This window comes from Streptomyces sp. NBRC 110035 (genome assembly GCF_000829695.1).
GTDB lineage: Bacteria > Actinomycetota > Actinomycetes > Streptomycetales > Streptomycetaceae > Streptomyces.
The window spans coordinates 30,256-56,133 of the sequence record NZ_BBNN01000034.1; the positions used below are offsets into that span (position 1 = coordinate 30,256).

22 protein-coding genes and 1 other RNA gene are annotated in these 25,878 nt (G+C 72.8%); 12 read left to right on the forward strand and 11 right to left on the reverse strand.

Annotated features, from left to right (window positions below):
- Positions 1-64: 64 nt before the first annotated feature.
- Together TU30_RS23295 and TU30_RS23300 are read right to left on the reverse strand one after the other, a co-directional pair.
- The gene (locus tag TU30_RS23295) at positions 65-952 is read right to left on the reverse strand and encodes an ATP-binding cassette domain-containing protein (protein WP_042173182.1); all 888 of its coding nucleotides are present in this window, start codon (positions 950-952) and stop codon (positions 65-67) included.
- Complete coding sequence (locus tag TU30_RS23300; protein ID WP_042173184.1) at positions 945-1,871, reverse strand: ABC transporter permease; 927 nt, start codon at positions 1,869-1,871, stop codon at positions 945-947. The genes TU30_RS23295 and TU30_RS23300 overlap by 8 nt, the downstream gene beginning before the upstream one ends.
- Before the next feature lie 309 nt (positions 1,872-2,180).
- Here TU30_RS23300 and TU30_RS23305 point away from each other — a divergent pair, with 309 nt between their 5' ends.
- Positions 2,181-2,819: a TetR/AcrR family transcriptional regulator gene (locus tag TU30_RS23305; RefSeq protein ID WP_042173186.1), complete on the forward strand. Its 639-nt coding sequence runs from the start codon at positions 2,181-2,183 to the stop codon at positions 2,817-2,819.
- Positions 2,820-2,852: 33 nt separating this feature from the next.
- On the opposite strand, the gene galE is transcribed toward TU30_RS23305, so the two are convergent.
- Together galE and TU30_RS23315 are read right to left on the reverse strand one after the other, a co-directional pair.
- Positions 2,853-3,842 (reverse strand): UDP-glucose 4-epimerase GalE, encoded by a 990-nt coding sequence (gene galE, locus TU30_RS23310; RefSeq protein WP_042173188.1) that lies wholly within the window; start codon positions 3,840-3,842, stop codon positions 2,853-2,855.
- A gap of 90 nt (positions 3,843-3,932) precedes the next feature.
- Positions 3,933-4,439 (reverse strand): MarR family winged helix-turn-helix transcriptional regulator, encoded by a 507-nt coding sequence (locus TU30_RS23315; protein WP_042173190.1) that lies wholly within the window; start codon positions 4,437-4,439, stop codon positions 3,933-3,935.
- 134 nt (positions 4,440-4,573) lie between these two features.
- Between TU30_RS23315 and TU30_RS23320 the strand changes: the two genes are divergently transcribed.
- Positions 4,574-4,987, forward strand: a complete 414-nt coding sequence (locus TU30_RS23320; protein WP_042173192.1) for an organic hydroperoxide resistance protein — start codon at positions 4,574-4,576, stop codon at positions 4,985-4,987.
- Between the two features lie 72 nt (positions 4,988-5,059).
- Here TU30_RS23320 and TU30_RS23325 read toward each other — a convergent pair whose 3' ends face one another.
- Genes TU30_RS23325 through TU30_RS23335 form a run of 3 tightly spaced genes read right to left on the reverse strand, consistent with a single transcriptional unit; the run spans position 5,060 to position 8,632 of the window.
- Complete coding sequence (locus TU30_RS23325) at positions 5,060-5,974, reverse strand: carbohydrate ABC transporter permease (protein WP_042173194.1); 915 nt, start codon at positions 5,972-5,974, stop codon at positions 5,060-5,062.
- Entirely contained in the window at positions 5,971-7,317 is a 1,347-nt protein-coding gene (locus TU30_RS23330) for a carbohydrate ABC transporter permease (RefSeq protein ID WP_078878459.1), read from the reverse strand. The genes TU30_RS23325 and TU30_RS23330 overlap by 4 nt, the downstream gene beginning before the upstream one ends.
- Before the next feature lie 7 nt (positions 7,318-7,324).
- Positions 7,325-8,632: an ABC transporter substrate-binding protein gene (locus tag TU30_RS23335; RefSeq protein ID WP_234307964.1), complete on the reverse strand. Its 1,308-nt coding sequence runs from the start codon at positions 8,630-8,632 to the stop codon at positions 7,325-7,327.
- On the opposite strand from TU30_RS23335, the gene TU30_RS37555 reads away from it, so the two are divergent.
- A complete protein-coding gene (locus TU30_RS37555) occupies positions 8,613-8,873 on the forward strand; it encodes a hypothetical protein (RefSeq protein WP_234307965.1) in 261 nt (86 codons plus the stop codon). The two genes, TU30_RS23335 and TU30_RS37555, sit on opposite strands and share 20 nt — an antisense overlap.
- A 165-nt stretch (positions 8,874-9,038) precedes the next feature.
- Here the strand turns inward: TU30_RS37555 and TU30_RS23340 are convergent, their stop codons facing one another.
- Complete coding sequence (locus TU30_RS23340; RefSeq protein ID WP_042173390.1) at positions 9,039-12,866, reverse strand: FHA domain-containing protein; 3,828 nt, start codon at positions 12,864-12,866, stop codon at positions 9,039-9,041.
- 492 nt (positions 12,867-13,358) lie between these two features.
- Here TU30_RS23340 and TU30_RS23345 point away from each other — a divergent pair, with 492 nt between their 5' ends.
- From TU30_RS23345 to TU30_RS37560, 4 genes are all read left to right on the forward strand, one after another.
- The gene (locus TU30_RS23345) at positions 13,359-15,059 is read left to right on the forward strand and encodes a serine/threonine-protein kinase (RefSeq protein WP_042173198.1); all 1,701 of its coding nucleotides are present in this window, start codon (positions 13,359-13,361) and stop codon (positions 15,057-15,059) included.
- A gap of 141 nt (positions 15,060-15,200) precedes the next feature.
- A complete protein-coding gene (locus tag TU30_RS23350; RefSeq protein WP_042173200.1) occupies positions 15,201-16,451 on the forward strand; it encodes a serine/threonine-protein kinase in 1,251 nt (416 codons plus the stop codon).
- 98 nt (positions 16,452-16,549) lie between these two features.
- Complete coding sequence (gene prfB, locus TU30_RS23355; protein ID WP_042173202.1) at positions 16,550-17,656, forward strand: peptide chain release factor 2; 1,107 nt, start codon at positions 16,550-16,552, stop codon at positions 17,654-17,656.
- A gap of 309 nt (positions 17,657-17,965) precedes the next feature.
- Positions 17,966-18,577: a hypothetical protein gene (locus TU30_RS37560; RefSeq protein ID WP_042173204.1), complete on the forward strand. Its 612-nt coding sequence runs from the start codon at positions 17,966-17,968 to the stop codon at positions 18,575-18,577.
- A 104-nt stretch (positions 18,578-18,681) separates the two neighbouring features.
- Here the strand turns inward: TU30_RS37560 and TU30_RS23365 are convergent, their stop codons facing one another.
- Positions 18,682-18,873, reverse strand: coding sequence for a hypothetical protein (locus TU30_RS23365; RefSeq protein ID WP_042173206.1), 192 nt, complete (start codon positions 18,871-18,873; stop codon positions 18,682-18,684).
- A gap of 291 nt (positions 18,874-19,164) precedes the next feature.
- Between TU30_RS23365 and ftsE the strand changes: the two genes are divergently transcribed.
- From ftsE to ssrA, 5 genes are all read left to right on the forward strand, one after another.
- On the forward strand, positions 19,165-19,854 hold the full coding sequence (gene ftsE, locus TU30_RS23370) for a cell division ATP-binding protein FtsE (RefSeq protein ID WP_042173209.1): 690 nt from the start codon (positions 19,165-19,167) through the stop codon (positions 19,852-19,854).
- A 29-nt stretch (positions 19,855-19,883) separates the two neighbouring features.
- Positions 19,884-20,801, forward strand: coding sequence for a permease-like cell division protein FtsX (ftsX, locus tag TU30_RS23375; protein ID WP_042173211.1), 918 nt, complete (start codon positions 19,884-19,886; stop codon positions 20,799-20,801).
- Between the two features lie 67 nt (positions 20,802-20,868).
- Positions 20,869-22,023 (forward strand): S41 family peptidase, encoded by a 1,155-nt coding sequence (locus TU30_RS23380; RefSeq protein ID WP_078878460.1) that lies wholly within the window; start codon positions 20,869-20,871, stop codon positions 22,021-22,023.
- Between the two features lie 72 nt (positions 22,024-22,095).
- Positions 22,096-22,575, forward strand: coding sequence for an SsrA-binding protein SmpB (gene smpB / locus TU30_RS23385; RefSeq protein WP_042173215.1), 480 nt, complete (start codon positions 22,096-22,098; stop codon positions 22,573-22,575).
- Between the two features lie 157 nt (positions 22,576-22,732).
- Positions 22,733-23,136, forward strand: a transfer-messenger RNA (tmRNA) gene (gene ssrA, locus TU30_RS33245).
- A 112-nt stretch (positions 23,137-23,248) separates the two neighbouring features.
- Here ssrA and TU30_RS23390 read toward each other — a convergent pair.
- Both TU30_RS23390 and TU30_RS23395 read right to left on the reverse strand, forming a co-directional pair.
- The gene (locus TU30_RS23390) at positions 23,249-24,256 is read right to left on the reverse strand and encodes a LacI family DNA-binding transcriptional regulator (protein ID WP_042173217.1); all 1,008 of its coding nucleotides are present in this window, start codon (positions 24,254-24,256) and stop codon (positions 23,249-23,251) included.
- A gap of 242 nt (positions 24,257-24,498) precedes the next feature.
- Positions 24,499-25,863, reverse strand: coding sequence for an MFS transporter (locus tag TU30_RS23395; protein ID WP_042173218.1), 1,365 nt, complete (start codon positions 25,861-25,863; stop codon positions 24,499-24,501).
- Positions 25,864-25,878: the final 15 nt, after the last annotated feature.

A 25,878-nucleotide genomic window follows, 5' to 3' on the forward strand; every position in this document is an offset into this window, starting at 1 on the left:
CACGCGCAGGGGCGCCCCGGACAGGATGGTCCGGGGCGCCCCTGCGGCGTTGCGGTGCCGGTGCTCAGGCGGGCTTCGGAACGGGCTCGGGATCCGGCTTCGGCTCGGCCCCGGCCCCGGGCTCCGGCCCGGTCCTGGGCTTCGGCTTGGGCTTGCGGGCCTTGTCCGGGCCGCCGGTGAACTTCTCGTACTCCTTGAGGACCTCGTCCGTCGGGCCGTCCATGCGCAGTTCGCCGCGCTCCAGCCACAGCACGCGGTCGCAGGTGTCACGGATCGACTTGTTGCTGTGGCTGACCAGGAACACCGTCCCGGCGTGCTTGCGCAGCTCGCGGATGCGGCCCTCGGAACGCTTCTGGAAGGAGCGGTCGCCGGTGGCCAGCGCCTCGTCGACGAGGAGGACGTCGTGGTCCTTGGCCGCCGCGATGGAGAAGCGGAGCCGGGCCGCCATGCCGGAGGAGTAGGTGCGCATCGGCAGGGTGATGAAGTCGCCCTTCTCGTTGATGCCGGAGAAGTCGACGATCTCCTGGTAGCGCTCCCGGACCTCCTCGCGGGACATGCCCATGGCGAGCCCGCCCAGCATGACGTTCCGCTCGCCCGTCAGGTCGTTCATCAGGGCGGCGTTGACGCCGAGCAGGGAGGGCTGGCCGTCGGTGTAGATCCGGCCGTTCTCCACCGGGAGCAGGCCGGCGACGGCCTTGAGCAGGGTCGACTTGCCCGAGCCGTTGGTGCCGATGAGGCCGATCGCCTCACCCCGGTGGGCGACGAAGGACACGTTGCGCACCGCGTGGACCTTGCGCACGCCGGACGCCTTCTCGGTCTTGCGGCGGCGCACGATGCGGTTGAGGGCGGCGGTGGCGCTGCCGCGTCCGGCGCCGGTGCCGTTGACCCGGTAGACGATGTCGACACCGTCGGCGACGACGGTGGGGATCTTCTCGTCGGTGTTGTCAGCCACGGCCGTACCTCTCCTCAGCCTTCCAGAAGTAGATGAAGCCGATCACGCCGGCCAGCAGCGCCCAGCCCAGCGCGAACGCCCACACGTGGGCGGGCAGGTACGAGGAGCCGTAGCCGTCGATCAGCGCGAAGCGGACCAGGTCCATGTAGACCGCGGCGGGATTCCACTGCAGGACGTCGGCGAGCCAGTGGGGGACGTCCTTGTCGGCGAGCATCGCCGGGATGCTGAACATGACGCCCGAGGCGTACATCCAGGTGCGCAGCACGAACGGCATCAGCTGGGCCAGGTCCGGCGTGCTGCTGCCGAGGCGCGCGAAGATCAGCGCGAGGCCGGTGTTGAAGACGAACTGGAGCAGCAGCGCGGGGACGACCAGCAGCCAGGACAGGGCGGGCATGCTGCCGAACGCCATCACCACGACGACCAGGACGATCATCGAGAACAGCAGCTGCTGGAGCTGCTGCAGCGCGAACGAGACGGGCAGCGCGGCCCGCGGGAAGTGCAGGGCCCGCACCAGGCCGAGGTTGCCGGAGATGGCCCGCACCCCGGCGAGGACCGAGCTCTGCGTGAACGTGAACACGAACACGCCCGTCACCAGGAACGGGACGTAGACGTCGCTCGGAATGCCCCGGCGGGCGCCCAGCAGCAGGCCGAAGATGAAGAAGTACACGGCCGCGTTCAGCAGCGGCGTGGCCACCTGCCACAGCTGGCCGAGCTTGGCCTGGCTGTACTGCGCGGTCAGCTTCGCCCGGGAGAAGGCGAGGATGAAGTGCCGGCGCGCCCACAGCTCGCGGACGTAGGCGGGCAGGGTGGGGCGGGCGCCGCTGACCGTGAGGCCGTGGCGGGCGGCGAGGGCGGGGAGGTCGTCCTCGGCGGCCGGGTGGACCGGTGCGGGAGGCGGTGTGTGGAGGACCTGACTCACATCCGCTGCTTTCGCTAGGGGGTGGGGGAGACGGCGGGGTCGTGCGGTGCCGGGCTCCGCCCGGTGTTTCCCCGCGCATCGTCGCGCGTTCACCCACGTCGGGACGGCACCGTATCGTCGCAACGCGAGCGTAGGCCGAACGCACGTCGGAACGCAACCGTTTCGTCGTGACGGCCCGGGGGTCGGCCCGTCCTCTCCGGTCCCGGCCGGGTCCGTTCCGGTCCCGGCGCAGCTCCGCTCCCGTGCCTGTCTGTGCCGGATCGGTGTACGTGCTGTCGTCAGAACGGGTCCGTATCGTCGTCACGCCCTATGCTGGTCCGCATGACGACGAACGCCGAGGAGCCCCAGCCGCCTCCGCGCCGCAGGGCCCCCGCCGGGGCCGCCGTACTGCGCGAGGACGTGACGGAGGCGATCCGGACGGCGGTCTTCGAGGAACTCGCGGCCGTCGGCTACGCGCGGATGTCCATCGAGGGCATCGCGCGCCGCGCGGGTGTCGGCAAGACCGCCGTGTACCGCCGCTGGCGGTCCAAACTGCACCTGGTCCTGGACCTGGTCTCGGCGATCGCCGTGCAGGGCCTGCCCGCGCCGGACACCGGCTCCCTGGAGGGCGACCTGCGGCTGCTGTACGAGGTCACCTCACGCGCCCTGCGCCACCCCGTCGCCTCGCAGATCCTCCCCGACCTCCAGGCCGAGGCCGCCCGCAACCCCGACATCGCCGAGGCACTGCAGAAGGCGCTGCGGGAGGGCCAGGACGGGGTCGCCAAGGGCGTCGTCACGGCGGCCCAGGAGCGCGGCGAGGTGCGCCCCGGCGTCGACCACGCCCTGGCCCTCGACCTGATCTCGGGCCCGCTGTACTGGCGCTCGGTCGTCATCCGCAACCCGACACTCCCGAAGGGCTACCTGGCAGCCCTGGCGAGGGCGACGACCGCGGCGCTCAGGGCGCTGTAGGGCAGGTGCCGGGGCGGAGGGCGCCCGCGCGGGTCAGCCGCGCCCCGCCGCCGGGTGCAGGCGCTGCCAGCCCTGCCAGGCCGAGGTGATCATGTCGTCGACGCTGTGGCGGGCCTTCCAGCCGAGTTCGGTGGCGGCGCGGTCGGACGAGGCGACGACGTCCGCCGGGTCGCCGGGGCGGCGGGGGGCGACCGTGGGCTGAAGGCCGTGGCCGGTGAGGACGTTGATGCGGTCGATCATGCCCCTCACCGAGACGCCCTCGCCGCGGCCGATGTTGAGGGTGAGGTCCCGGCCGGGTGCGGCACGCAGCGCGCGCGCCGCGGCCACGTGGGCCTCGGCCAGGTCGACGACGTGGATGTAGTCGCGGACGCAGGTGCCGTCCGGGGTCGGGTAGTCGTCGCCGAACACCCGCGGGGGCTCGTTCGCGGTCAGCCTCTCGAAGACCATGGGGACGAGGTTGTGGACGCCCGTGTCGGCGAGTTCCGGGCGCGCGGCGCCCGCCACGTTGAAGTAGCGCAGGGAGGCGGTGGACAGGCCGGTCGCCCGCCCCGTGGCGCGGACCAGCCACTCGCCGGCCAGCTTCGTCTCGCCGTAGGGGGACATCGGCAGGCAGGGGGTGTCCTCGGTGACCAGCCCGGCGCCGGAGGGCGGTGTGCCGTACACCGCCGCCGACGACGAGAACACGAAGGACGACGCCGCGTCCGCCGCCGTCACCGCCTCCAGCAGGACGCGCAGGCCCTCGACGTTCTCCCGGTAGTAGTGCAGGGGCAGTTCCACCGACTCGCCCACCTGCTTCTTCGCCGCCAGGTGCACGACGCCGGTGACCTCGTGGTCGGCGAGGGCGCGCGCCACCCGCTCGCCGTCCAGGACCGAGCCGACCACCAGCGGTACGCCGTCCGGCACGCGGTCGGGGATGCCGGTGGACAGGTCGTCGTACACCACCGTCCGTTCCCCCGCCTCGGTCATCGCGCGTACGACGTGCGCCCCGATGTAACCGGCGCCGCCGGTGATCAACCAGGTCATGTGCGGCCGTCCCCTCGTCGTTGGCCCCGTGGCGGTGCGGTGGGTGGTCGGTCTCCACCGTGTCTCCGGTCTCCGCCGTCCGTCAGGATCCTAGGCTTCGTTCGCCGCCGCCGTGTCCAGTGCGGTGGTGAGACGGTCCAGGCGGACCTTCAGGTCCTGGATCTCGTCGAGCCCGGATCCGGTCGCGGTGGCGATCCGGCGCGGGAGGTCGAGGGCCTGTTCGCGCAGCGCGAGGCCCTCCCCGGTGGGCCGTACCTCCACCGAGCGCTCGTCGCGCGCACTGCGTTCCCGACGGACCAGGCCGGCCGCCTCCAGCCGCTTGAGCAGCGGGGACAGCGTGCCGGAGTCGAGCCGCAGGTGCTCGCCGAGCGTCTTGACGGGCAGCGTGCCGTGCTCCCAGAGGGCCAGCATCACCAGGTACTGGGGATAGGTGAGGCCGAGGTCCTTGAGGAGTACGCGGTACAGGCCGTTGAAGGCGCGGGAGGCGGACTGCAGGGAGAAGCAGATCTGCTGGTCGAGGCGGAGCCAGTCGCCGGCGGGCCCGGGTGGCCGGGCGGTCGTCTCCGGGGCCGGTCCGGGGTTCGGGGTCGGTGTCATGACTCCAGGGTAGCTCTTTCGAGCCATTTAGTTGTGCGCAACTTAATTGTGTGCTTTGCTTGTGGTCGTGCGGAGGCCCGGACCACCGACGGACCGGCCTCCGCACGACCACCACTCGAGAGGGAAGGGTTCCCATGGACGCGCTCTACACCGCTGTCGCCACCGCCACCCACGGCCGCGACGGCCGCGCCGTCACCTCCGACGGCAAGCTGGACCTCGGCCTCAGCGCCCCCGTGGAGCTGGGCGGCAACGGCGAGGGCACCAACCCGGAGCAGTTGTTCGCCGCCGGTTACGCGGCCTGCTTCGGCAGCGCCCTCGGCCTGGTCGGCCGGGCCGCCAAGGTGGACGTCAGCGAGGCCGCGGTGACCGCCGAGGTCGGCATCGGCAAGCAGGGCGAGGGCTTCGCGCTCGCCGTGACGCTGCGCGTCGAGCTGCCCGACGCCGTGGACCAGGAGACCGGACGCAAGCTGGTCGAGCAGGCCCACCAGGTCTGCCCCTACTCCAACGCCACCCGCGGCAACATCCCGGTCGAGCTCGTCATCGAGTAGTCCACGGCACCGGTCCCGGCCCCGCTTCGGGCCCCGGCGCGCACGACGCGTCCGGGGCCCCTGCGCGGTACGTCACTTCACCGCGCCCGCCATCACGCCGGAGACGAACTGCCGCTGGAAGGCGAAGAACACGGCCAGCGGGATCACCATCGAGATGAACGCGCCCGGTGCCAGCACGTCGATGTTGTTGCCGAACTGCCGTACCTGCGTCTGCAGCGCGACCGTGATCGGCTGGCTCCCGGAGTCCGTGAAGATCAGCGCGACCAGCATGTCGTTCCACACCCACAGGAACTGGAAGATGCCCAGCGAGGCGATCGCCGGCCCGCCCAGCGGCATCACCACCCGCGCGAACAGGCGCAGTTCGCCGGCGCCGTCCAGGCGGGCCGCTTCCAGCAGCTCCTTCGGGATCTCCGCGAAGAAGTTGCGCAGCAGGAACACCGCGAACGGCAGACCGAAGCCGACGTGGAAGAGGACCACGCCGACGACCGAGCCGAAGACGCCGATGGTGCCGAAGAGTTCGGCGATCGGGATCAGCGCCACCTGCACCGGCACCACCAACAGCCCCACCACGCCCAGGAACCACCAGTCCCGGCCGGGGAACTCCATCCAGGCGAAGGCGTATCCGGCCAGCGAGCCGATCACCACCACCAGCACCGTCGCCGGGACGGTGATGTACACCGTGTTCAGCAGGGAACCGGTGATGTCGTCGTTCTCCAGCAGGGTCTCGTAGGCGCCGAAGGTGAGCTGCGACGGCTCGGTGAACACCGTCCACCAGCCGTCGGCGGCCATGTCCTGCGGGGTGCGCAGGCTGGCCAGCAGCAGACCGGTCGTCGGGACCAGCCAGAACAGGCCGACGACGGTCAGGAAGACGCGTACCAGCCCGCCGCTCACCCCCTCGCCGAGCCTCGAACCCAGTGACCGCCCGGCCTTGACGGCACCGACAGGCGGCGAGGCCGCCTCGGTGGCACTGCCGGCGTCCGCGCTCATCGCCGTACCTCCCGCCTCAGCCGCCGCACGTTGAACCACATCACCGGGATCACCAGAAGCAGCAGGAACACCGCGATCGCGCTGGCGACGCCCGGCTGGTCCTCGGAGAAGCCCTTGCGGTACAGCTCCAGCGCGAGGACGTTGGCGTCGTCCTGGGAGGAGCCCGGCGCGATGATGAACACCAGGTCGAACACCTTGAGCACATTGATCATCAGGGTGACGGTGACCACCGCCAGCACCGGCGCCAGCATCGGCACCGTGATCCTCCGGAACACCTGCCACTCGTTGGCGCCGTCGACCCGTGCGGCCTCCAGCAGCTCCCGCGGCATGCCCGCGAGCCCGGCCGCGATCAGCACCATCGCGAAGCCCGCCCACATCCAGATGTACGAGCCGACGACGGCCGGCGTGACCAGCGACGGGCCCAGCCAGTCCAGGCCGTTGTACGGCTCCTGGAAGTTGCTCGCCGGCAGCCGGAGCCGTGCGCCGTCCGCCTTCGCCGACAGGGAGAACGTGCCGTCGGCGCCCGCCGTGGCCGTCTCCACCACCGTGCCGTCCCTGACCGCCTCGATCCTCATGCCGGGATAGCCCAGCTCGTCCGCGTCGACGCCGTTCAGCGTGCCGACGCCCTTGCCGCGGGTGAAGTCCTGCCAGGTCGTGCCGGTGATCCGGTCCGCCTTCGGCTTCGGCGCCGCGGCCCGCTCCGCGTCGTCCGGGAGCAGGTCCGGCGCGACACCGACCAGCGGCAGCGTGACGGCCTCACCGACGCTCACCGTCGCCCTGGTGACGAAGGCACCCCCGCCGGCCGCCTCCAGCGGCGACTCACGGCCGGGGTGGGCCTTCGGGTACGCCGACGCCTGGGCGAAGGTGTCGTGCACGCCCACCCACACCGCGTTCGCCACGCCCTTGTCCGGGTCCTGGTCGTACACCAGGCGGAAGATGATGCCCGCCGCCAGCATCGAGATCGCCATCGGCATGAAGACGACCAGCTTGAACGCCGTTCCCCACCGGATCCGTTCGGTCAGCACCGCGAAGACCAGGCCGAGCGCGGTGGCGACCGTCGGCGCGAACACCACCCAGACGACGTTGTTCCTCAGGGCGGCGCGGATGCCGTCGTCGGTGAACAGGGCCCGGTAGTTGTCGAATCCGGCGAACCCGTCGCCGGACCGGTCGTAGAAGCTGCGGACGACGGAGTACCCGATCGGGTAGACCACGAGCGCACCGAGCAGCAGCAGCGCGGGCAGCAGGAACAGCGCCGCCACGGTGGTGCGGGTGCCGGTGACGCTCCTGCGCGGCCGGCGAGCGGCAGGGGCCCCGGAGGACCCCGCCGCCGTGTCCGACGCCATCGCCGGCTCAGTTCCCGTACGCCGCGGCCGCGCCGGCCTCCAGCTGCCGCTGGGCGCCCGCGATGTCCTTCGGGTTCTTCAGGAAGTCCTGGAGCGCCTTCCACTCGCCCTTGCCGGGGGTGCCGCCGAAGGCCTGCGGGGCCTGGTCGGACATGTCGAAGCGGAAGTCGTCCCCGGCGTCGACGAGCGCCCGGGCCATCTTCCGCTGCACCTCGTTCGGATACGCCGAGTTCGGCACGTTCCTGTTCGGCGAGAGGTAGCCGCCCAGCTTCGCCTGAACGCCGGCGGCGTCCGGGGAGGCGAGGAACGTCGCCAGCGCCTGCGCCGCCCTCGAGTCCTCGAGGATCACGGCCGCGTCGCCGCCGGACACCACGGGCGGGCTGTCACCGACCGCGGGGAACGGGAACACCTTCGCGTCCGTACCGACCTCCGCCTCGGTCTCGCCGATGTTCACCTGGACGAAGTCGCCCTCGTAGACCATGCCCGCCTCGGGCTGGTCGCCGCCGGTGAAGGTCTGCGTCACGGAGGCCGGGAACTCGGTCTGCAGGGCGCCGTCCGGACCGCCCGCCAGGTACTCCGGCTTGCCCCAGATCTCCGCCAGCGTGGTCAGCGCGTCCTTCACGGACGGGTCCGTCCACTTGATCTCGTGCGCGGCGAGCCGGTCGTACTTCTCCGGGCCCGCCTGGGAGAGGTAGATGTTCTCGAACCAGTCGGTGAGCGTCCAGCCGTCGGCGCCGCCGACCGAGAACGGGGTGACCCCGGAGTCGTAGACCGTCCGCGCCGTGCTGAGCAGGTCCTGCCAGGTGGCCGGCTCACTCGCGCCGGCGTTCTCGAAGACCTGGGCGTTGTACCAGATCAGCGACTTGTTGGCGGCTTTGTAGTAGACGCCGTACGGCGTGCCGTCGACCGAGCCGATGTCCTGCCAGCCCTGCGAGTAGTTCTTCTTGAGCTCCGCCTGCGCCTCGGCGCCCAGCGGCTTCGCCCAGCCCTTCTCCACGGCCTGCTTGACGGCGCCCGGCTGCGGCAGCAGCGCCACGTCGGGCGGTGCGCCGCCCGCGATCTTCGAACCGAGGAAGTTGACGATGGGGTCCTGGGCGGGAACGAACGCCACCTTCGCGCCGGTGCGCTTCTCGAACTCCGCGAGGACCTTCTTGAAATGGGCCTGTTCGGTGCCGGTCCACACGGCGGCGACCTCGAGGCTCTGGCCGTCGAGCCGGGGAAGGGTGACGGTGGAGGCGGTCCCGTCGGTGCCGCCGCCCGGCTCGTCGCTGCCGTCGTCGTCGCCCCCGCACGCGGTGAGCGAGACCGCGAGCACGCCCGCGACCACCGCGGCCGCCGCCCTGACGGCCCTGCGGGTGCGGGGAGTTGCCGTTGCCGTGGGTGTACCGGACGACCTGTGTGCCCGGATGGTCCTGCTCGTCCTGCGCATCACTGCCCCGTTCTTCGTACCTCGTCGAACGTCGAGCGCTGTCCCGTGCGCTCTGGTGTACGCCCGTGAGGTCGAGGGCGGCAAGAGCGCGTCCCGTGTCACGTCCGGGATCGTGACCGCGTCGTGACTCTCCGGGGCGGAGGAGTCCCGTCCGGACCCGCGGGAGCGAGTCGCACGCCCTCACCATCCATGGGATACAGGGGTGTTGAGGGGGTTGAGGGATTCCGCGGGTGGGGCTGGTGCGAGGGCCGTGACGGCCGGGGAACGGGGCGCGCCGCTCCCCGGGACCGGGTCACAGCAGCGACGGCACCTCGGTGGCCGCGACCTCGCGGGCCGCGCGTTCCAGCGCGCTGGCGAGCAGCGCCAGGTCGGTCGGGCCGTTGCCGAGTTCCCTGACCGTGCGACGGGCCGGCGGATCGCCCATGCGGTGCCACTCCAGCGGCACGACCGTGGGCCGCAGCGTCGCCGTGCGCGGGATGCGCCCGGTCACCCGCCCGCCCTGGAACGCGGTCACCCGGCCGTCCGGGTGGGCCAGACGCCCCCGGCCCGGAGCCGGTTCGCCCCCGCTCTCCTGGTTCGGCTCGAACGGGGAGGCGGTCCCGCGGCCCGGCGCCGACGCGTCCAGCGTCACGCGCAGGGCCGCGCGGCGCACCGGCTCGGTCTCCGCCGTACGGGCACCGGGCCCGGTGGCCGACACCAGGTGCACGCCCAGCCGTTCACCCTCCCGCGCCACCGCCTCCAGCGCCCGCAGCACCGACCCGGCGGCGGGCCGCCCCGGTGAACCGAGTGCGGGGGAGACCAGCGCGTCCAGGTCGTCCACGACCACGATCAGCCGGGGCAGCGGCGGCGGGGCCTCGGCCCTGCGCAGGGCGGAGCCGGGCCGCAGCCGCAGCGTGGAACTGCTGGGCAGGGAATCCAGGTCTCCAGGGTGCTCGCCGCCGCCGGTCGCGGGGCCGCGGGGCGCGGCCGCGCGCTGGGCGACCATACGGTCCGACAACTCGCGCCCGGTGTGCCACTCCACGAAGTCCGACCGGCCGAGGAGTTCGGCACGCCGCTTCAGCTCGGCGCTCAGCGACTGGGCGAACTCCCGCATCCGCACCGGGTCGTTGGCGCTGAGATGCGTGGTGACGTGCGGTACGTCCGTACACACGCGCAGTCCGTCGCCCTGCCCGCCGCCGTGCCCGCTGTTCTGCCCGCCGCCCTGTCCGCCGTCCGTGGTGCCGGCGCAGCCGTCCACCAGCACGATGCCCAGCCGGTCCGGCCGCTCGGCCGCGGCCAGGGAGGCGACGACGGCCCGGAGCAGTTCCGTACGGCCACTGCCGGACGGGCCCTCCACCAGCAGATGCGGCCCGTCGGCCACCAGGTCGGCGGAGACCGGGCCACGCGGCCCGGCACCCAGCACCGCGCACACCCGGCCGCCGAGCCGCTCCTTGTCGTCGGCCGAGTCCGCCCAACGGGCCATCAGCGAGGCCGGGGTGGCGCGGGCCAGCCCCAACTCGTCCAGCAGCCGCGCCGACCGGGGCAGCGGCGCCGACACACGCGCGTGCCGCGTGCCGGAGGCGCCCGCCGTGCGCAACGGTGCCAGGGCCCGCGCGAACCGCTCGGCCCACGCGGGGGAGACCGCGTCGACCGTGGCCACCGTGCCGTGACCGACCGGGCCCGGTGCCGTCCCCGAACCGGTGGCGGCCACCCGCAGCAGCCGCAGGGTGGTCGCCACGTCCCCGCTGAGCAGGGCGACGGCACCGCACTCCCGGAACGCGGGCGTCACCGCGCAGGCCGCCTCGTACGTCTTCGTCACCGGGGAGGAGGCCGAGGCGGCGGCCGTCTCGGCGAGACACACCAGGTGGATTCCGGCCCGCGGCCCCTCCACCGCCAGCCGTGCCACCGCGTCGCGCACCCCGGGGTCCCCGGGGTCACCGTCCACGACGACCACGGTGTACGAACCGGCGAAGCCGCCCGCCGCACCGCCACCGGCGCTGTCGTCCCGGACCCGGGAGGGGCGCCGGGGGGTGCCCCGGTCGGCGCCGGAGGCCCGGGGCTGTTCGGGGATGAGCGGGGCGGACGAGGCGGATGAGGCGGATGGGGAGGCCGGGGCGGAGGAGGTGCGGGACGCGTGGTCGTGGTCCTCCAGGCGGCGCAGCAGCTCCTCGGCGCGGGCCGCCGCCTGTTCACGGTCGTGGGCGAGGAGCAGCCGGCAGTCCTGCCCGTGCCCCGGCCGCACGTGTGGCAGCCAGCCCAGCCAGGCCCATTCCGCGGTGCGCTCCTCCAGGGTGCGGGAGCGGTCGGCGGTGATCAGGACGATCTCGAGCACGTCGGGGGAGTGCAGTGCGGCGAGCTGGGCCAGGACCGCGCGGGCCAGCCCGGTGAGCCGCTCGCGCGGACCGGCCAGGCCCAGCGCGCCCACCTCGCGCAGCCCCGACGTCACCGGTACGGCGGGCAGCAGGCCCGAACCGCCGGGCACCGCCCGGTCGGCCGTGCCGAGGCGTATCGCGAGCGCCTCCGGGTGGCCGGGCCCGCGCTCCCACAAACGGGGGCCGGGGCCCAGGGCGGTCAGCAGCAGGGTGGCGGGGTCGGGCCAGGTCTCGGGCGGTCCGGCCGCGGCGACGGCCGGTTCGGCCGGGACGGCACCGGCCGCCTCCTCACCGTACGGGTCCGGTCCGGTGCTCTCCGGCTCCGGACGCCCCCCGGCCAGCCGGCGTGCCCACGCCGAGAGCCCGCCGCGCCGGCGTCCGCCGGAGGGCTGCGGCGCGAGGTCGGCTTCGGCCGGATCGGTGCCGCGCGCCGGCGTGCCCCGGCGGCCGTCGGCGGGCCGGTCCCCGGGAGCGCCGGGCCAGGCGGTGAGCCCGCCGTCGGCACCGGACCCGGCGGGCGCGCCGGTACCGCCCGCGTGGGTGGCGGCCCCCGCCCCGGAGACCCGGCCGGACCCGTCGCCGGCCGGCCTCGGCTGCGACACCCGGCGCCCCTTGGGGACCCGCGGCACATCGCCCCGGGAAGCCACGTGGACCGTACGTCCGCCACTTCCGCCGTGGCGATCGGTGTTTCTGGAGCCGTAGCCGTAGCCGGTCTCGGAGCCGAGACCGGCACCGGCACCGGCATCAGCACCGGAGCCTGTGCCCGTGCCCGAACGGGGGCCGGGACCCGAATCCGAGCCGTGGGCCGAACCGGAACCCGGACCGGAACCCGGACCGGAGCCGGATCCTGTGTCCGAACGGGAGCCGGAAGCGGCGCCGGAGCCCGGGCCGTGGACCGAACCCGAACCCCAACCGCCCGTCCCGCGGTTCTCGGTCCCCGGGGCGCTGCCCAGGCCGGGTACCGGCGGGGCTTCCCCGGCGGTCCGGACCGCCGCGGAACCGTGGGCGTGGTGTGTCGGGCCGTCCGGCGGACGCACGGTCACCGACCCCGACCCCGCGCTCGCCTCCGCGCCCGAGGGCGGCTTGGTGGACGGCTCCGTGGACGGCTCCGGCACGCGGACGTGCCCCTCGCCGTCCGGCGTCGTCCATGCCCGCGCCCCCGGCCCCGCGGCCGGGGTGAGCCGGAGGGCCGACTCACCGATCCGCAGCAGCGCGCCCGGTGCCAGACCGACCGGGCGGGAGCCCACCCGCCGGCCGTCCAGGGTCGTGCCGTTGGTGGAGCCGAGGTCGGCGACCGAGACCCTGCCGTCCGGGCCGACCGTCACCGCGCAGTGCAGCCGGGAGACGTCCGGGTCGTCGAGCGGCACATCGGCGTCGGCCGAGCGGCCGATGCGGATCTCGCCGCCGTGCAGCAGATGGACGCCGCCCGCGTCGGGGCCGGCGACGACGTGGAGCCTGGTCGGGGCGTCGTCCAGCTCGGGATGCGGCTCGGGCTGGCCCGGGGTGCCCACGGCCAGCACCGCGCCGTCGATCAGGGGAGGCTCGCCGAGCGTGCAGCGCTGGGCGTCCAGCCGCTGGTCGCCGGCGTACAGCACCGGGGCGCCGGAGGAGCCCGGGGAACCGGAGGCGCTGTCGCCGCCGGAGACCGCGGAGGCCAGCGTGGCGGCCACCGCCGCCAGGGCCGTACCGGCGGGGGCGGTGACGACCACATGGCCTCGCGCGGGGGAGGGCGGGCCCAGCGGATCTACCACGGTCAGCCGGATCTGCATCGCCGTGAGCGGTCCCTTCTGCGCGAGCGCCCGTGGTACGGAGGACGGGACCGCCCCGCGGTCCCCCACCGCGGACTTCCCCCACCACCACACGCGCACGTACGGCCAGTGCTTCCCGCATCCTCGCACCTGCCACCGACAACGCGCCCGCCTTCCCGCATCAAATGATCTTGATTGGTCGGCTCTGCCCTCAAAAGTGCCTGACCAATGAGTCGTGAATGATCGTTCCTCCGCCGCTTGAGATCGGTCACGTCCGGCCCCCGGCAACCAGGGGACCGGGTCGAGCGTCTTCCCTTCACACGTGTTGCCTCGCCTCGCACGGGGGCGGGCCCGTACAGGAGACGGGGAAGGAACCGGGAGGGAACCGGGAAGGAAGTCGTCGACGGTGTCAGGCCGGTGTCCCGCGCTGCGGCATTACAGTGGGGCGGAACATTTCCGAGCACGACGCATCACGGTGTACGCCAGCCAAGCAAGCAGCAGGGAGCGCATGACGTGCGGCCGGTAGGCAGCAAGTACCTGCTCGAGGAGCCGATCGGACGCGGCGCCACGGGCACCGTCTGGCGGGCCCGCCAGCGGGAGACCGCGGGGGCCGAGGCGGCAGTGCCCGGTCAACCGGGAGAGACCGTCGCGATCAAGGTCCTCAAGGAGGAGCTCGCGAACGACGCGGACGTCGTGATGCGTTTCCTGAGGGAACGCTCCGTCCTGCTCAGACTGACCCACCCCAACATCGTCCGGGTCCGCGACCTGGTCGTCGAGGGTGATCTGCTGGCGCTGGTCATGGACCTCGTCGAGGGCCCCGACCTGCACCGTTACCTGCGCGAGAACGGCCCCTTCACGCCCGCCGGCGCCGCTCTCATGACCGCCCAGATCGCCGACGCCCTCGCCGTCAGCCACGCCGACGGCGTGGTGCACCGCGACCTGAAGCCCGCCAACGTGCTGCTCCAGCAGGGCGGCGGCGAGCTGCACCCGATGCTGACCGACTTCGGCATCGCCCGGCTGGCCGACTCCCCGGGGCTGACCCGCACCCACGAGTTCGTCGGCACGCCCGCGTACATCGCGCCGGAGTCCGCCGAAGGCCGCCCGCAGACCTCCGCCGTCGACATCTACGGCGCCGGCATCCTGCTGTACGAGCTGGTCACCGGTCGCCCGCCGTTCTCCGGCGGTTCCGCCCTGGAGGTGCTGCACCAGCACCTGAGTGCCGAGCCGCGCCGCCCCTCCACGGTTCCGGACCCGCTCTGGACGGTCATAGAGCGCTGCCTCAGCAAGAACCCCGAGCAGCGGCCCAGCGCCGAGAACCTCGCGCGCGGCCTGCGGGTCGTCGCCGACGGCATCGGCGTGCACGTGAACTCCGCGCAGATCTCCGCCGCCGAGAACGTCGGCGTGCTCCTCATGCCCGACCCGGCGCCCGCCCCCGTGCCCGGCACCCCCGGCGCGCCCGGTTCCGCCGACCCGACGCAGGTGCTGCCGCACACCCAGGGTGCGTACGACCCCAACGGCGCGACCAGCGTCCTGCCGCAGACCGGCCCCCACACCGGCGCGGGCGGCCCCTCCGGCGCCGCCGACCCGACCGCCGTCATGCCCCCGGTACCACCCGGCTCGCCCGGCCAGGGCGGCCAGGGACAGTCCGGCCCCGACGACCCGCATCCCTGGCAGAACCAGATGCGCGCGGCCCGCGACCGCAACGATCAGACCCAGGTCCAGTACGTCGACCCGGGTGAGGACCCGCTGCGCCGTCGCCCCCAGCGGCAGGTCGCCCGGCCACAGCAACAGCCACAGCAGCCGCCGCGGCGGCGCCCGCAGTCCGGAACCGGCCCCGGACGGCCGCAGCCGTACCAGCAGGCGCAGCAGCCTCAGCAGTACGCCCCGCCCCCGCCCCCGCAGCCCCGGCCCCAGCGGTCGCGGCAGCCGGAGCCGCAGCGGTACACCCCGCCGCCGGAGCCGCGACGCCCCGCGCGCGAGCCCCGGCAGCGCGGCGCCAACCCGATGCGCATCCCCGGTCTCGGCTGCCTGAAGGGCTGCCTGTTCACGATCGTCATCCTGTTCGTGGCGAGCTGGCTGATCTGGGAGCTGAGTCCGCTGCAGGACTGGATCGGCAGCGGCAAGGGCTACTGGGACCAGCTCACCGACTGGTTCGGCAACACGGTGGACTGGTTCCAGGACCTGGGCGATTCCGGTTCCGACCTGCCGCAGTAGTCCGGCGCTGCCGACGGCCCGGGGCGCTTCCGGCCGGTGTGTCGACGTGTCGACATCCGGCGGGTGATTTCCGGATCCCCGGTGAAGGTCGGCTTCCGGGGCGCGTAGCTTTGGCGGCAACACGCGTCGGTAGGAGCAGTCTTGGCACGGAAGATCGGCAGCCGGTACACCGCCCACCAGGTCCTCGGCCGGGGCAGCGCCGGCACGGTGTGGCTCGGCGAGGGGCCGGAGGGGCCCGTCGCCATCAAGCTGCTGCGCGAGGACCTCTCCTCGGACCAGGAACTCGTCGGACGCTTCGTGCAGGAGCGGACGGCGCTGCTCGGCCTGGAGCACCCGCACGTCGTCGCGGTGCGCGACCTGGTGGTCGACGGCAACGATCTCGCGCTGGTCATGGACCTGGTCCGCGGTACGGATCTGCGCACCCGCCTCGACCGCGAGCGCAGGCTCGCCCCGGAGGCCGCCGCGGCGATCGTCGCCGACGTCGCGGACGGCCTGGCGGCGGCGCACGCGGCGGGGGTCGTGCACCGGGACGTCAAGCCGGAGAACGTCCTGCTGGACATGCAGGGTCCGCTCGGCCCCGGCGGCTCGCACCGCGCGCTGCTGACCGACTTCGGTGTGGCCAAGCTCATCGACACCCCGCGCCGCACCCGTGCCACGAAGATCATCGGGACGCCGGACTACCTGGCTCCGGAGATCGTGGAGGGCCTGCCGCCGCGCGCGTCGGTCGACATCTACGCCCTCGCCACGGTCCTGTACGAGCTGCTCGCGGGTTTCACGCCGTTCGGCGGCGGACATCCCGGAGCGGTGCTGCGCCGCCATGTCACCGAGTCGGTCGTCCCGCTCCCCGGCATCCCCGACGAGCTGTGGCAGCTGCTCGTGCAGTGCCTGGCCAAGGCGCCCGCCTCGCGGCTGCGGGCCTCGGAGCTCGGGGCGCGGCTGCGGGAGCTGCTGCCCCTGCTGGCCGGGATGCCGCCGCTGGACGTGGACGAGCCGGACACCGAGCCGGCGGAGCGGGAGGGCGACGAGACCCGGCCCTCCGGTCCGGCGCCGGCCACCGCGGAGCCCGCGCCGCGCCGCGGCGCCGTTCCGCTGGTGCCGGGCGCGAAGCCGGCCGACTCCAACCGGGACACCCATACGTCGATGCGGGTGCCGGCCCCGGACGAGCTGGCCGGAGGCGCCCGCGGCACGGCCCGCGCGCCCCGCGCCAGCGGCGCCCGCCGCCCCGGCTCGGCCCGCAACCGCGCGATCGCCCGGCGGCGCCGGCTGGCCCTGGCCGCGCTGACGGTGACCCTGCTGGCCGCCGTCGGGGCGGGCGCCTGGCTGGCCGCCTCGGACGACGGGCCCGGAGCGGACCCGCGCGACTCGAACAACTCGGCCCCCGCCACGCCCTGACCCCCGACTCGCCGCCCTGACCTGCCCCGACGCCCGCTACAGGCCCTGCGGACGGGCGTCCGGCATGGGCTGCTCGGACGAGCCGTTACGCTGGGGGTGTGGCAGTCGTCGATGTTTCCGAAGAGCTCAAGTCCCTCTCCTCGACCATGGAGTCGATCGAGGCCGTTCTGGACCTCGACAAGCTGAGGGCAGACATCGCCGTGCTCGAGGAGCAGGCGGCCGCTCCCTCCCTGTGGGACGACCCGGATGCGGCGCAGAAGATCACCAGCAAGCTCTCCCACCTCCAGGCCGAGGTCAGGAAGGCGGAGACGCTGCGCGGGCGGATCGACGATCTCGCCGTGCTCTTCGAGATGGCCGAGGAGGAGGACGACCCGGACACCCGCGCGGAGGCCGAGTCCGAGCTGACCAACGTCCGCAAGGCGCTCGACGAGATGGAGGTCCGGACCCTCCTGTCCGGCGAGTACGACGCGCGCGAGGCGCTCGTCAACATCCGCGCGGAGGCCGGTGGCGTCGACGCCGCCGACTTCGCGGAGAAGCTCCAGCGCATGTACCTGCGCTGGGCCGAGCAGCACGGCTACAGGACCGAGATCTACGAGACGTCGTACGCGGAGGAGGCCGGCATCAAGTCGACCACCTTCGCCGTGCAGGTGCCGTACGCCTACGGCACCCTCTCGGTCGAGCAGGGCACCCACCGGCTGGTGCGCATCTCGCCCTTCGACAACCAGGGCCGTCGCCAGACCTCGTTCGCGGGCGTCGAGGTGCTGCCCGTCGTCGAGCAGACCGACCACGTCGAGATCGACGAGTCCGAGCTGCGGGTGGACGTGTACCGGTCGTCCGGGCCCGGCGGCCAGGGCGTGAACACCACCGACTCCGCGGTGCGGCTGACCCACCTCCCCACCGGCATCGTGGTCTCCTGCCAGAACGAGCGCTCGCAGATCCAGAACAAGGCCACCGCGATGAACGTCCTCCAGGCCAAGCTGCTGGAGCGGCGCCGCCAGGAGGAGCAGGCCAAGATGGACGCCCTCAAGGGCGACGGCGGCAACTCCTGGGGCAACCAGATGCGTTCGTACGTGCTGCACCCCTACCAGATGGTCAAGGACCTGCGCACGGAGCACGAAGTCGGCAACCCCGAGGCCGTGTTCAACGGTGAGATCCAGGGCTTCCTGGAAGCCGGAATTCGCTGGCGCAAGCAGCGGGAGAAGTAACCCGGCGCGCGAACAATGCTTTGTCGACAAGGCAACTGCCGCCCCTGTGGCGGCAGTTGCCTTTTGTGTGTCGGAGAAGCCGGGGTTTTACGTCACAATCACAGCTCCAACTCTCGGCAAAGTGCCTTTACCCGGACATCGCGTACGCAACGGCCTTGACGTTCATTTGAAAAATGGGAAAGGTGAGGCGCGGCATGCGTATCTCTGGGGCGCATGTGAACCGGGGGGCTTGCCTGTGGCAGTCGGCCCTGTTGATCACGGCCCCGAACGCAGCCTCATTGACGATCAGCTACTGGGGGTAGCACGCATATGACGAAGAAGACGCGGATTCGCGTCGCACGCATCGCAGCCGGCGCAGTGGTCGCCGCGGGTGCATCGCTGATGGTGACGGGCGTGGCCCAGGCCGACGAGGACCCCATCTGCGACATCGTGGTGACTCCGGACTGTGAGGAGGAGCCCGGCGAGGAGGAGCCCGGCGAGGGGGAGCCGGAGGAGCCTGTCGAGCCGGAGGAGCCCGTCGAGCCCGGGGAGCCTGTCGAGCCGGAGGAGCCCGGGGAGCCTGTCGAGCCGGAGGAGCCCGTCGAGCCCGTCGAGCCGGAGGAGCCCGTCGAGCCGACCGGGGAGCCGACGACCCCGGGCGGTGGCGGCAACGGTGACGGCAAGGGGAACGGCAACGGCGGCAACGCCGCCGACCCGGCCGGCGGCTCCGGCCCCTCCACCCAGGAGGAGGGCTCCTCGGCCCTCACCGACACGGGCGACGAGCCCGCCACGTCGGCCCAGGGCAGTGGCGAGGAGCTCGCCGAGACCGGTGCCGCCGAGATGACCTTCCTGGTCATCGGCGCCGCCACGATGATCGCCGGTGGCATCGGCTTCCGTGTGCTGCCGCGTCTCGCGGGCAGCCGCTCGGGTGCCGCTGCCTGAAGGTGACGGCGCGCGTACGCACCGTACGCACGGCAGGACGGAGGTCGAGGGGCTCGGAGCGGCGCATGCGCTCCGGGCCCCTCGGTCGTCCGTGCCGTGTGCCGTCAGGCGGTCTGGTGGGCGAGCAGCGCCACCGCCGCGACCAGTACCACCAGCAGCGCGATCAGCGCCGTCGGGTTCAGGCCCGCGAAGAAGTTCACCTGCTGCAGCCGCTCACGGTTCGCGCGGCACACCGGGCACCGGCCCTCGTTCACGGGTGCGGCGCAGTTGGCGCACACCAGCCGGTCGTACGTCATGCGCTCGCCCTCCTCGCGCCGGTTCCGGTCGGTACAACGCCCGCGACGACGCGAACGTTCCCCGTCCCACTGTGCCAGGTTCCGCGGGAATCGGCGCGGCCCTCCGTGCCCTGCCTCGCCCCCGCCCCCGGCCCCGTCCCGTCCGTCCTCTGTCGGCTTCCGGCGCACCGGGCGGGTGCACATCCGGCATATAGCGCGCAAGTGTCGCGCAACCCCGGCCGGTGACTGCGGGCGGCCTTCCGCTTCGCGTAAGGTCACGCACATCTACCCCCGGCGACCCGTGGTGCACCAGTGATCCGATTCGACAACGTCTCCAAGGCCTACCCCAAACAGAACCGTCCAGCCCTCCGGGATGTCACCCTGGAGGTCGAGAAGGGCGAGTTCGTGTTCCTCGTGGGGTCCTCGGGCTCCGGCAAGTCCACCTTCCTGCGGCTGATCCTCCGCGAGGAGCGGGCCAGCCACGGGCAGGTGCACGTCCTGGGCAAGGACCTCGCGCGCGTCTCCAACTGGAAGGTGCCGCAGGTCCGGCGCCAGCTGGGGACGGTGTTCCAGGACTTCCGGCTGCTGCCCAACAAGACGGTCGCCGAGAACGTCGCCTTCGCGCAGGAGGTCATCGGCAAGTCCCGCGGCGAGATCCGCAAGTCCGTGCCGCAGGTGCTCGACCTGGTGGGGCTCGGCGGCAAGGAGGACCGGATGCCCGGTGAGCTCTCCGGCGGTGAGCAGCAGCGCGTCGCCATCGCGCGGGCCTTCGTCAACCGGCCCAAGCTGCTCATCTGCGACGAGCCCACCGGCAACCTCGACCCGCAGACCTCGGTGGGCATCATGAAGCTGCTCGACCGGATCAACCGGACGGGCACCACCGTGGTGATGGCGACGCACGACCAGAACATCGTGGACCAGATGCGCAAGCGCGTCATCGAGCTGGAGAAGGGCCGCCTCGTCCGTGACCAGGCACGCGGCGTCTACGGCTACCAGCACTGACGAGGAACGGAAAGGCTTAACCCCACGCCATGCGCGCCCAGTTCGTTCTGTCGGAGATCGGTGTCGGTCTCCGCCGCAACCTGACGATGACCTTCGCCGTCGTCGTCTCCGTCGCCCTGTCGCTCGCCCTGTTCGGTGCCTCACTCCTGATGAGCGACCAGGTCACCAGCATGAAGGGCTACTGGTACGACAAGGTCAACGTCTCCATCTTCCTGTGCAACAAGAGTGACGCCGAGTCCGACCCCAACTGCGCCAAGGGGGCGGTGACCGAGGACCAGAAGGGGCAGATCAAGGGCGACCTGGAGAAGATGTCGGTCGTCGACTCGGTCACCTACGAGTCCCAGGACGCGGCGTACAAGCACTACAAGGAGCAGTTCGGCGACTCCCCGCTGGCCAGTTCCCTCACGCCGGACCAGATGCAGGAGTCGTACCGCATCAAGCTCAAGGACCCGGAGAAGTACGAGGTCGTCGCGACCGCCTTCGACGGGCGGGACGGGGTGCAGTCCGTGCAGGACCAGAAGGGCATCCTGGACAACCTCTTCGGTCTGCTGAACGGCATGAACTGGGCCGCCCGCGCGGTGATGGCCCTCATGCTGGTCGTCGCCCTCATGCTGATCGTCAACACGGTGCGTGTCTCGGCGTTCAGCCGTCGGCGTGAGACCGGGATCATGCGGCTGGTGGGTGCCTCGGGCTTCTACATCCAGGCGCCGTTCATCGCCGAGGCCGCGGTCGCCGGACTCATCGGCGGCACCCTCGCCTGCGGATTCCTGCTGGTCGGCCGGTACTTCATCATCGACAACGGACTGGCGCTGTCGGAGAAGCTGAACCTGATCAACTTCATCGGCTGGGACGCGGTGCTGACTAAGCTTCCGCTGATCCTCGCCACCAGTCTGCTGATGCCGGCCCTGGCCGCTTTCTTCGCGCTGCGCAAGTACCTGAAGGTGTGACTCTTGCCAAGAGGGGCGTACGGGCAACCGACCGTGCGCCCCTTCGCGCTGTCCTAGACTCACCGGCATGTCAGGTCGTGCCCCGTTCTGCGAGCCCCGTCGGATCCGCCGAGGGGGCGCCCTGACCTTGGTGTTCGCCGGTGTGCTCGTGGCCGGCGCGGCCACCGGCAACCTGCCCGCGCCCGCCGACCGGAAGCCCGCCGCGGGCAGTACCCCGTCGGCCGCTCCCGTCGGCCGCCACGCCGAGGTCGCCGAGGCGGCCGAGGAGGCCATGGCCGCGGGCACGTCCCCCGTGGAGGCCGCACGGCGCGCCGTCAGCCGCAGTGGGGACCGGTGGGGCGCCGTCTACTCCCCGGGCGAGTACGAGGACACCCTCGACGGCAGCTACACCGGCGTCGGCCTGTGGGCCCGGGAACGCTCCGGCCGCATCGAGGTGACCGGGGTGGGCGGCGACACCCCCGCGGCCGACGCCGGCATCCGTGCGGGCGACCTGCTGCGCAGCGTCGACGGCACGCCGGTCGACGGAAGGCCCGTCACCGAGGTCGTCTCCTTATTGCGCGGTGACGACACGGAGGAATCCGCCGGCACCACCGTCCGCCTCGGCCTGGAGCGCGGCACGCGCGCGTGGAGCGAGACCCTGCGCAGGGCCAGGCTCTCCCGCGACACCGTCACCGTCGACGAACTCCCCGGCGGGACCACCGTCGTCAGGGTCGGCGCCTTCACCAAGGGCTCCGGCGACGAGGTCCGGGCCGCCGTGCGCCGGGCCCCGGCCGACGCGGGCATCGTCCTCGACCTGCGCGGCAACTCCGGCGGCCTGGTCGCCGAGGCGGTCACCGCGGCCTCCGCCTTCCTCGACGGCGGCCTGGTCGCCACGTACGACGTCGAGGGCGAGCAGCGCGCCCTGCACGCCGAGCCCGGCGGCGACACCGGCAGACCCCTGGTCGCGCTCGTCGACGGCGGGACGATGAGCGCGGCCGAACTGCTCACCGGCGCCCTCCAGGACCGCGGACGGGCGGTCGTCGTGGGCTCCCGCACCTTCGGCAAGGGCGCGGTGCAGATGCCCGGCAGGCTGCCCGACGGTTCGGTCGCCGAACTGACCGTGGGCCACTACCGGACCCCGTCCGGCCGGGGTGTCGACGGCCGGGGCATCACCCCCGACCTGGAGGCCGAGGAGCAGGCCATCGAGCGGGCGGGCACGGTCCTCGCCGGACTCGGCCGGTAGCACGGCCGGGGGCACGGCCGTCGAAATCGGCTTTCCGCCGACCCCCTCCGTAGTGCCAAAATGGGCTGCACTATGGCTAAGGAAAAAGGGCGCAAGCTGATCGCGCAGAACAAGAAGGCGCGGCACGACTACCTCATCATCGACACCTACGAGGCAGGCCTGGTCCTCACCGGGACCGAGGTGAAGTCGCTGCGCCAGGGCAGGGCGTCGCTGGCGGACGGCTTCGTCCAGCTGGACGGCAACGAGGCGTGGCTGCACAACGTGCACGTCCCCGAGTACAGCCAGGGCACCTGGACCAACCACAGCGCGCGGCGCAAGCGCAAGCTGCTGCTGCACCGTGAGGAGATCGACAAGCTGGAGTCCAAGTCCCAGGAGACGGGACACACCATCGTGCCGCTCGCCCTGTACTTCAAGGACGGCCGCGCGAAGGTGGAGATCGCGCTGGCGAAGGGCAAGAAGGAGTACGACAAGCGCCAGACGCTCCGTGAGAAGCAGGACCGGCGCGAGACCGAGCGGGCGATCTCGGCGGTCCGCCGCAAGCAGCGGGCGTAGGGCGGACCCCGGGCAGGAGGGCCTGCCCGAGCGGCCTCCGGGCCGGCGGCGGAGGCCGCGGAGCGGCCGCGCGGGAATACGCTGGCACCGACCCGCGTTGGTCACGTACGATGGGGATCGCACCTCACAGCGGGTGCACACCTTGAGAAATGAACATGGGGATGATCGGTTTCGACAGCGGCTGTCGAAGCAGGGGAAGCGTGTCGAGGAAGCGGCCATGATCTCGTAAACCACAGGCCGAAAAAAATAATCGCCAATTCCAAGCGATCCATCTCCCAGGGCGAGCTCGCCCTCGCTGCCTGATCTTCAGGTAGCGAGCAGCGGCTCCCCTACCAAAGGGAGTGTCAGCCCGGGGGTGTTCCCGACCCGGATCCTGGCATCATTCAGGGAACTAAACCTTGATCCCGGTCACGGGGTGAAGAGGGAAATCCAACAGTGACTGAGCCCGTCGGAGACTTGTCCGCGTGATCTCCGGGGCTGAGAAAAGCACAGCGGACTGCACACGGAGAAGCCCTGATTCCGCACCGTTGGACGCGGGTTCGATTCCCGCCATCTCCACTTACCCCATGTGGGCACAGGCCCCGTCGCATCAGCGGCGGGGCCTGTGCCATGCGCTCACGCACCGTGTCACGCGGTCGCGCGAAGGCCACGGCCGGGTGGCACGCCGGGCGGGTCAGGCCCGGCGCGGCCCCGTGCTGGCGCGCTCGGTCAGGCGGGGCGGCAGCAGCGTGGCCTGCGGTACGGGGGCGCCGGACAGTTTCCGTACCAGCAGGTGCACCGCGCGGGTGCCCAGCTCGGCGGACGGCACGGTGACCGACGTGAGCGGGACACGGGCCGAGGCGGCGACCGGCGCCGGGCAGACGGCGGTGAGGGAGAGGTCGTCGGGGACGCGCACGCCGAGTTCCGCGAAGGCGTCGATCAGCGGGTCGAGCAGCGGCTCGTTGTGCACGACCACCCCGGTCAGCGCGGGCTGCTCGCGCAGCAGCCGCTCGGCGATCGCGCGGGCCGCGCCCCGGCCCGGCGCGCACGGGTGCACCGCGGAGGCGATCCGGTGCCGGTCCGCCGCGGCCGTGAAGCCCTGCACGAGCCGGCGGGCGAACGCCGTCCGCCGGACGTACACCTCCGGTGGCGAGCCGACCAGCGCCACCGTCCGGTGCCCGAGCCGCACCAGATGGTCCACGCACAGCTCACCCGCCGCACCGAAGTCCAGGTCCACACAGGTCAGCCCGTCCGGTTCGGCCGGGACGCCGATCAGCACGGACGGCAGGGGCAGCGCGCGCAGTAACGGCAGCCGGGGATCCTGGAGCTGTAAGTCCATCACCACCAGCCCGTCCGCCAGCCCCGTCTCCGCCACCCGCCGGACGCCCTCCACCCCCTCCCCCCGGGTGAGCAGCAGTACGTCGTGGTCGTGGGCGCGGGCGGCGGTGACCACCGACACCGCGAACTGCGTCACCACCGGCACGTGGACACCGGAACGCACCGGCACCGCCAGCGCCAGCACCCGCGATCCGGCCCCGCCCGCGCCACGGGCACGGGCGTGCGTGCGGTAGCCCAGCTCGTGGACGGCGGCCTGGACGCGGCGCCGGGTCTCGTCGGAGATCGGCCGCTTGCCGCTGAGCGCGTACGACACCGTGCTGGGGGAGACCCCGGCGCGCCGGGCCACGTCCGTGATCTTCACCATCGGGGGTCCTTCACTGAAACCGGGTGCCGCTGCGGGAGGGGGTGTCGGAGCGAGGGAGTGTCGAAGCGCTTCGACGGGTGAAGGTATGTGCGGGCCGTGGAACCGTCAATGGGGTGCGCGGGAATCGGTGGGGCGGTTCGACGGCCCGAACCGCGGACCGGGTCGAACGGTGCCGAAAGGTCTGAACGGGAGATGCCCCGGCCGGTGGGAGAGGGAAAGGGGAGGAGGGAGGACCGTCGGCCTCAGGCACCCGGGCGGGCCGGGGAGGGTGCCCCGAACGGGCGGGGCCCCGACGGGCCGAGCAGGACGAGGGCGGTCAGCAGGGCCGTCGCGGCCGCCGCCACCGGGACCCCGTACCCGGCCGCCGCCGAGACGTGCTCCACCGTCCATCCGCCGGCCGCGCTGCCGCAGGCGATCCCGCCGAGCAGGCCGGTCACCGCGAGGGTCATGCCCTCGTTCAGCCGGCCCTCGGGGGTGCAGCGCTGGACCAGGGTCATCGCCGTGACCATCGTCGGCGCCGTGGCCATGCCGGCCGGCAGGAGCGTGCCCGCCAGCAGGACGAGCGAGCCGCTGAGGGAGGCCGCGAGCAGCGGCAGCACCATCAGGGCGGTCATCGCCGCCAGGCACCACGGCAGCCGGGACCACGCGGACCCCGCCGGGCGCGTCGCCCCGTACACGAGCCCTGCCGTGAAGGAGCCGGCCGCCTGGAGGGCGAGCACCGCGCCGGCCGCCGGGCGGTGCCCCCGGGCGTCCGTGAACGCGACCGTGACGACCTCCATCGCGCCGAACACCGCGCCGGTCGCGAGACAGACGACGAGCAGCGGGCGCATCCCGGGCGCCCGGAAGGGGGCCCGGCCGCCCGGCGCGTGGCCTGCGGTCGGCGGTTCGGTGGAGCGCTGGGCGGTGAACAGCGTCACACCCGTCAGCAGCAGCACCGCCCCCACCAGCGTGCCCGCCTCCGGGAAGAGCGCCGTGCAGAGGAAGGCCGCGAGCACCGGCCCGAGCATGTAGCACAGCTCGTCCGCGGCCTGCTCGAAGGAGTTCGCGGTGTGCAGCGCCCCGGCGGCCCCGGGACGGCCCCGCAGCAGGTGCGCCCAGCGGGCCCGGGACATCCCGCCGGTGTTCGGCGTCGTGGCGGTGGCTGCGTGGGCGGCGAACAGGGTCCAGTCCGGGGTGCCGTGGCGCACGCAGAGCAGCAGCGCGAGAGAGCCGAGCACGGCGAACACCGTGGCGGGCAGGGCGACACGGGCCTGCCCGTGCCGGTCGACCAGCCGCGCGATCCAGGGAGCGGCCACCGCGGTCACCGCGAGCCCGGTCGCGACGACCGCGCCGGCCAGGGCGTACGAACCCCGTGTCACGGCGATCATCATGACCGCGCTCACGCTGAACATGCCCATCGGCAGCCGGGCGACAAGGTTCCAGGCCGTGAACGCGCGGGCGCCGGGCAGCGCGAAGAGGCTGCGGTACGGGCTCCGCCGCCGGGTGCGGCCGTCGTCCTTTCGGCCCCGCGGCGAGAAGTCGACGGCGACCAGGGTGTCGGCGGTGACCGTGAACAGAGGGGTGTCCCGGGAGGCCGGAGGGCGCCTGTGGAAGGTCGGTTGCGGCATGGCCCCACCGTCGCC

Bases quoted from the DNA above. Each gene is read 5' to 3' on its own strand.
- TU30_RS23305 (WP_042173186.1), top strand. From the start codon at position 2,181: ATGCTGGTCCGCATGACGACGAACGCCGAGGAGCCCCAGCCGCCTCCG.
- galE (WP_042173188.1), bottom strand. From the start codon at position 3,842: ATGACCTGGTTGATCACCGGCGGCGCCGGTTACATCGGGGCGCACGTC.
- TU30_RS23315 (WP_042173190.1), bottom strand. From the start codon at position 4,439: ATGACACCGACCCCGAACCCCGGACCGGCCCCGGAGACGACCGCCCGG.
- TU30_RS23320 (WP_042173192.1), top strand. From the start codon at position 4,574: ATGGACGCGCTCTACACCGCTGTCGCCACCGCCACCCACGGCCGCGAC.
- TU30_RS23325 (WP_042173194.1), bottom strand. From the start codon at position 5,974: ATGAGCGCGGACGCCGGCAGTGCCACCGAGGCGGCCTCGCCGCCTGTC.
- TU30_RS23330 (WP_078878459.1), bottom strand. From the start codon at position 7,317: ATGGCGTCGGACACGGCGGCGGGGTCCTCCGGGGCCCCTGCCGCTCGC.
- TU30_RS23340 (WP_042173390.1), bottom strand. From the start codon at position 12,866: ATGCAGATCCGGCTGACCGTGGTAGATCCGCTGGGCCCGCCCTCCCCC.
- TU30_RS37560 (WP_042173204.1), top strand. From the start codon at position 17,966: ATGACGAAGAAGACGCGGATTCGCGTCGCACGCATCGCAGCCGGCGCA.
- TU30_RS23365 (WP_042173206.1), bottom strand. From the start codon at position 18,873: ATGACGTACGACCGGCTGGTGTGCGCCAACTGCGCCGCACCCGTGAAC.
- ftsX (WP_042173211.1), top strand. From the start codon at position 19,884: ATGCGCGCCCAGTTCGTTCTGTCGGAGATCGGTGTCGGTCTCCGCCGC.
- TU30_RS23380 (WP_078878460.1), top strand. From the start codon at position 20,869: ATGTCAGGTCGTGCCCCGTTCTGCGAGCCCCGTCGGATCCGCCGAGGG.
- smpB (WP_042173215.1), top strand. From the start codon at position 22,096: ATGGCTAAGGAAAAAGGGCGCAAGCTGATCGCGCAGAACAAGAAGGCG.
- TU30_RS23390 (WP_042173217.1), bottom strand. From the start codon at position 24,256: ATGGTGAAGATCACGGACGTGGCCCGGCGCGCCGGGGTCTCCCCCAGC.
- TU30_RS23395 (WP_042173218.1), bottom strand. From the start codon at position 25,863: ATGCCGCAACCGACCTTCCACAGGCGCCCTCCGGCCTCCCGGGACACC.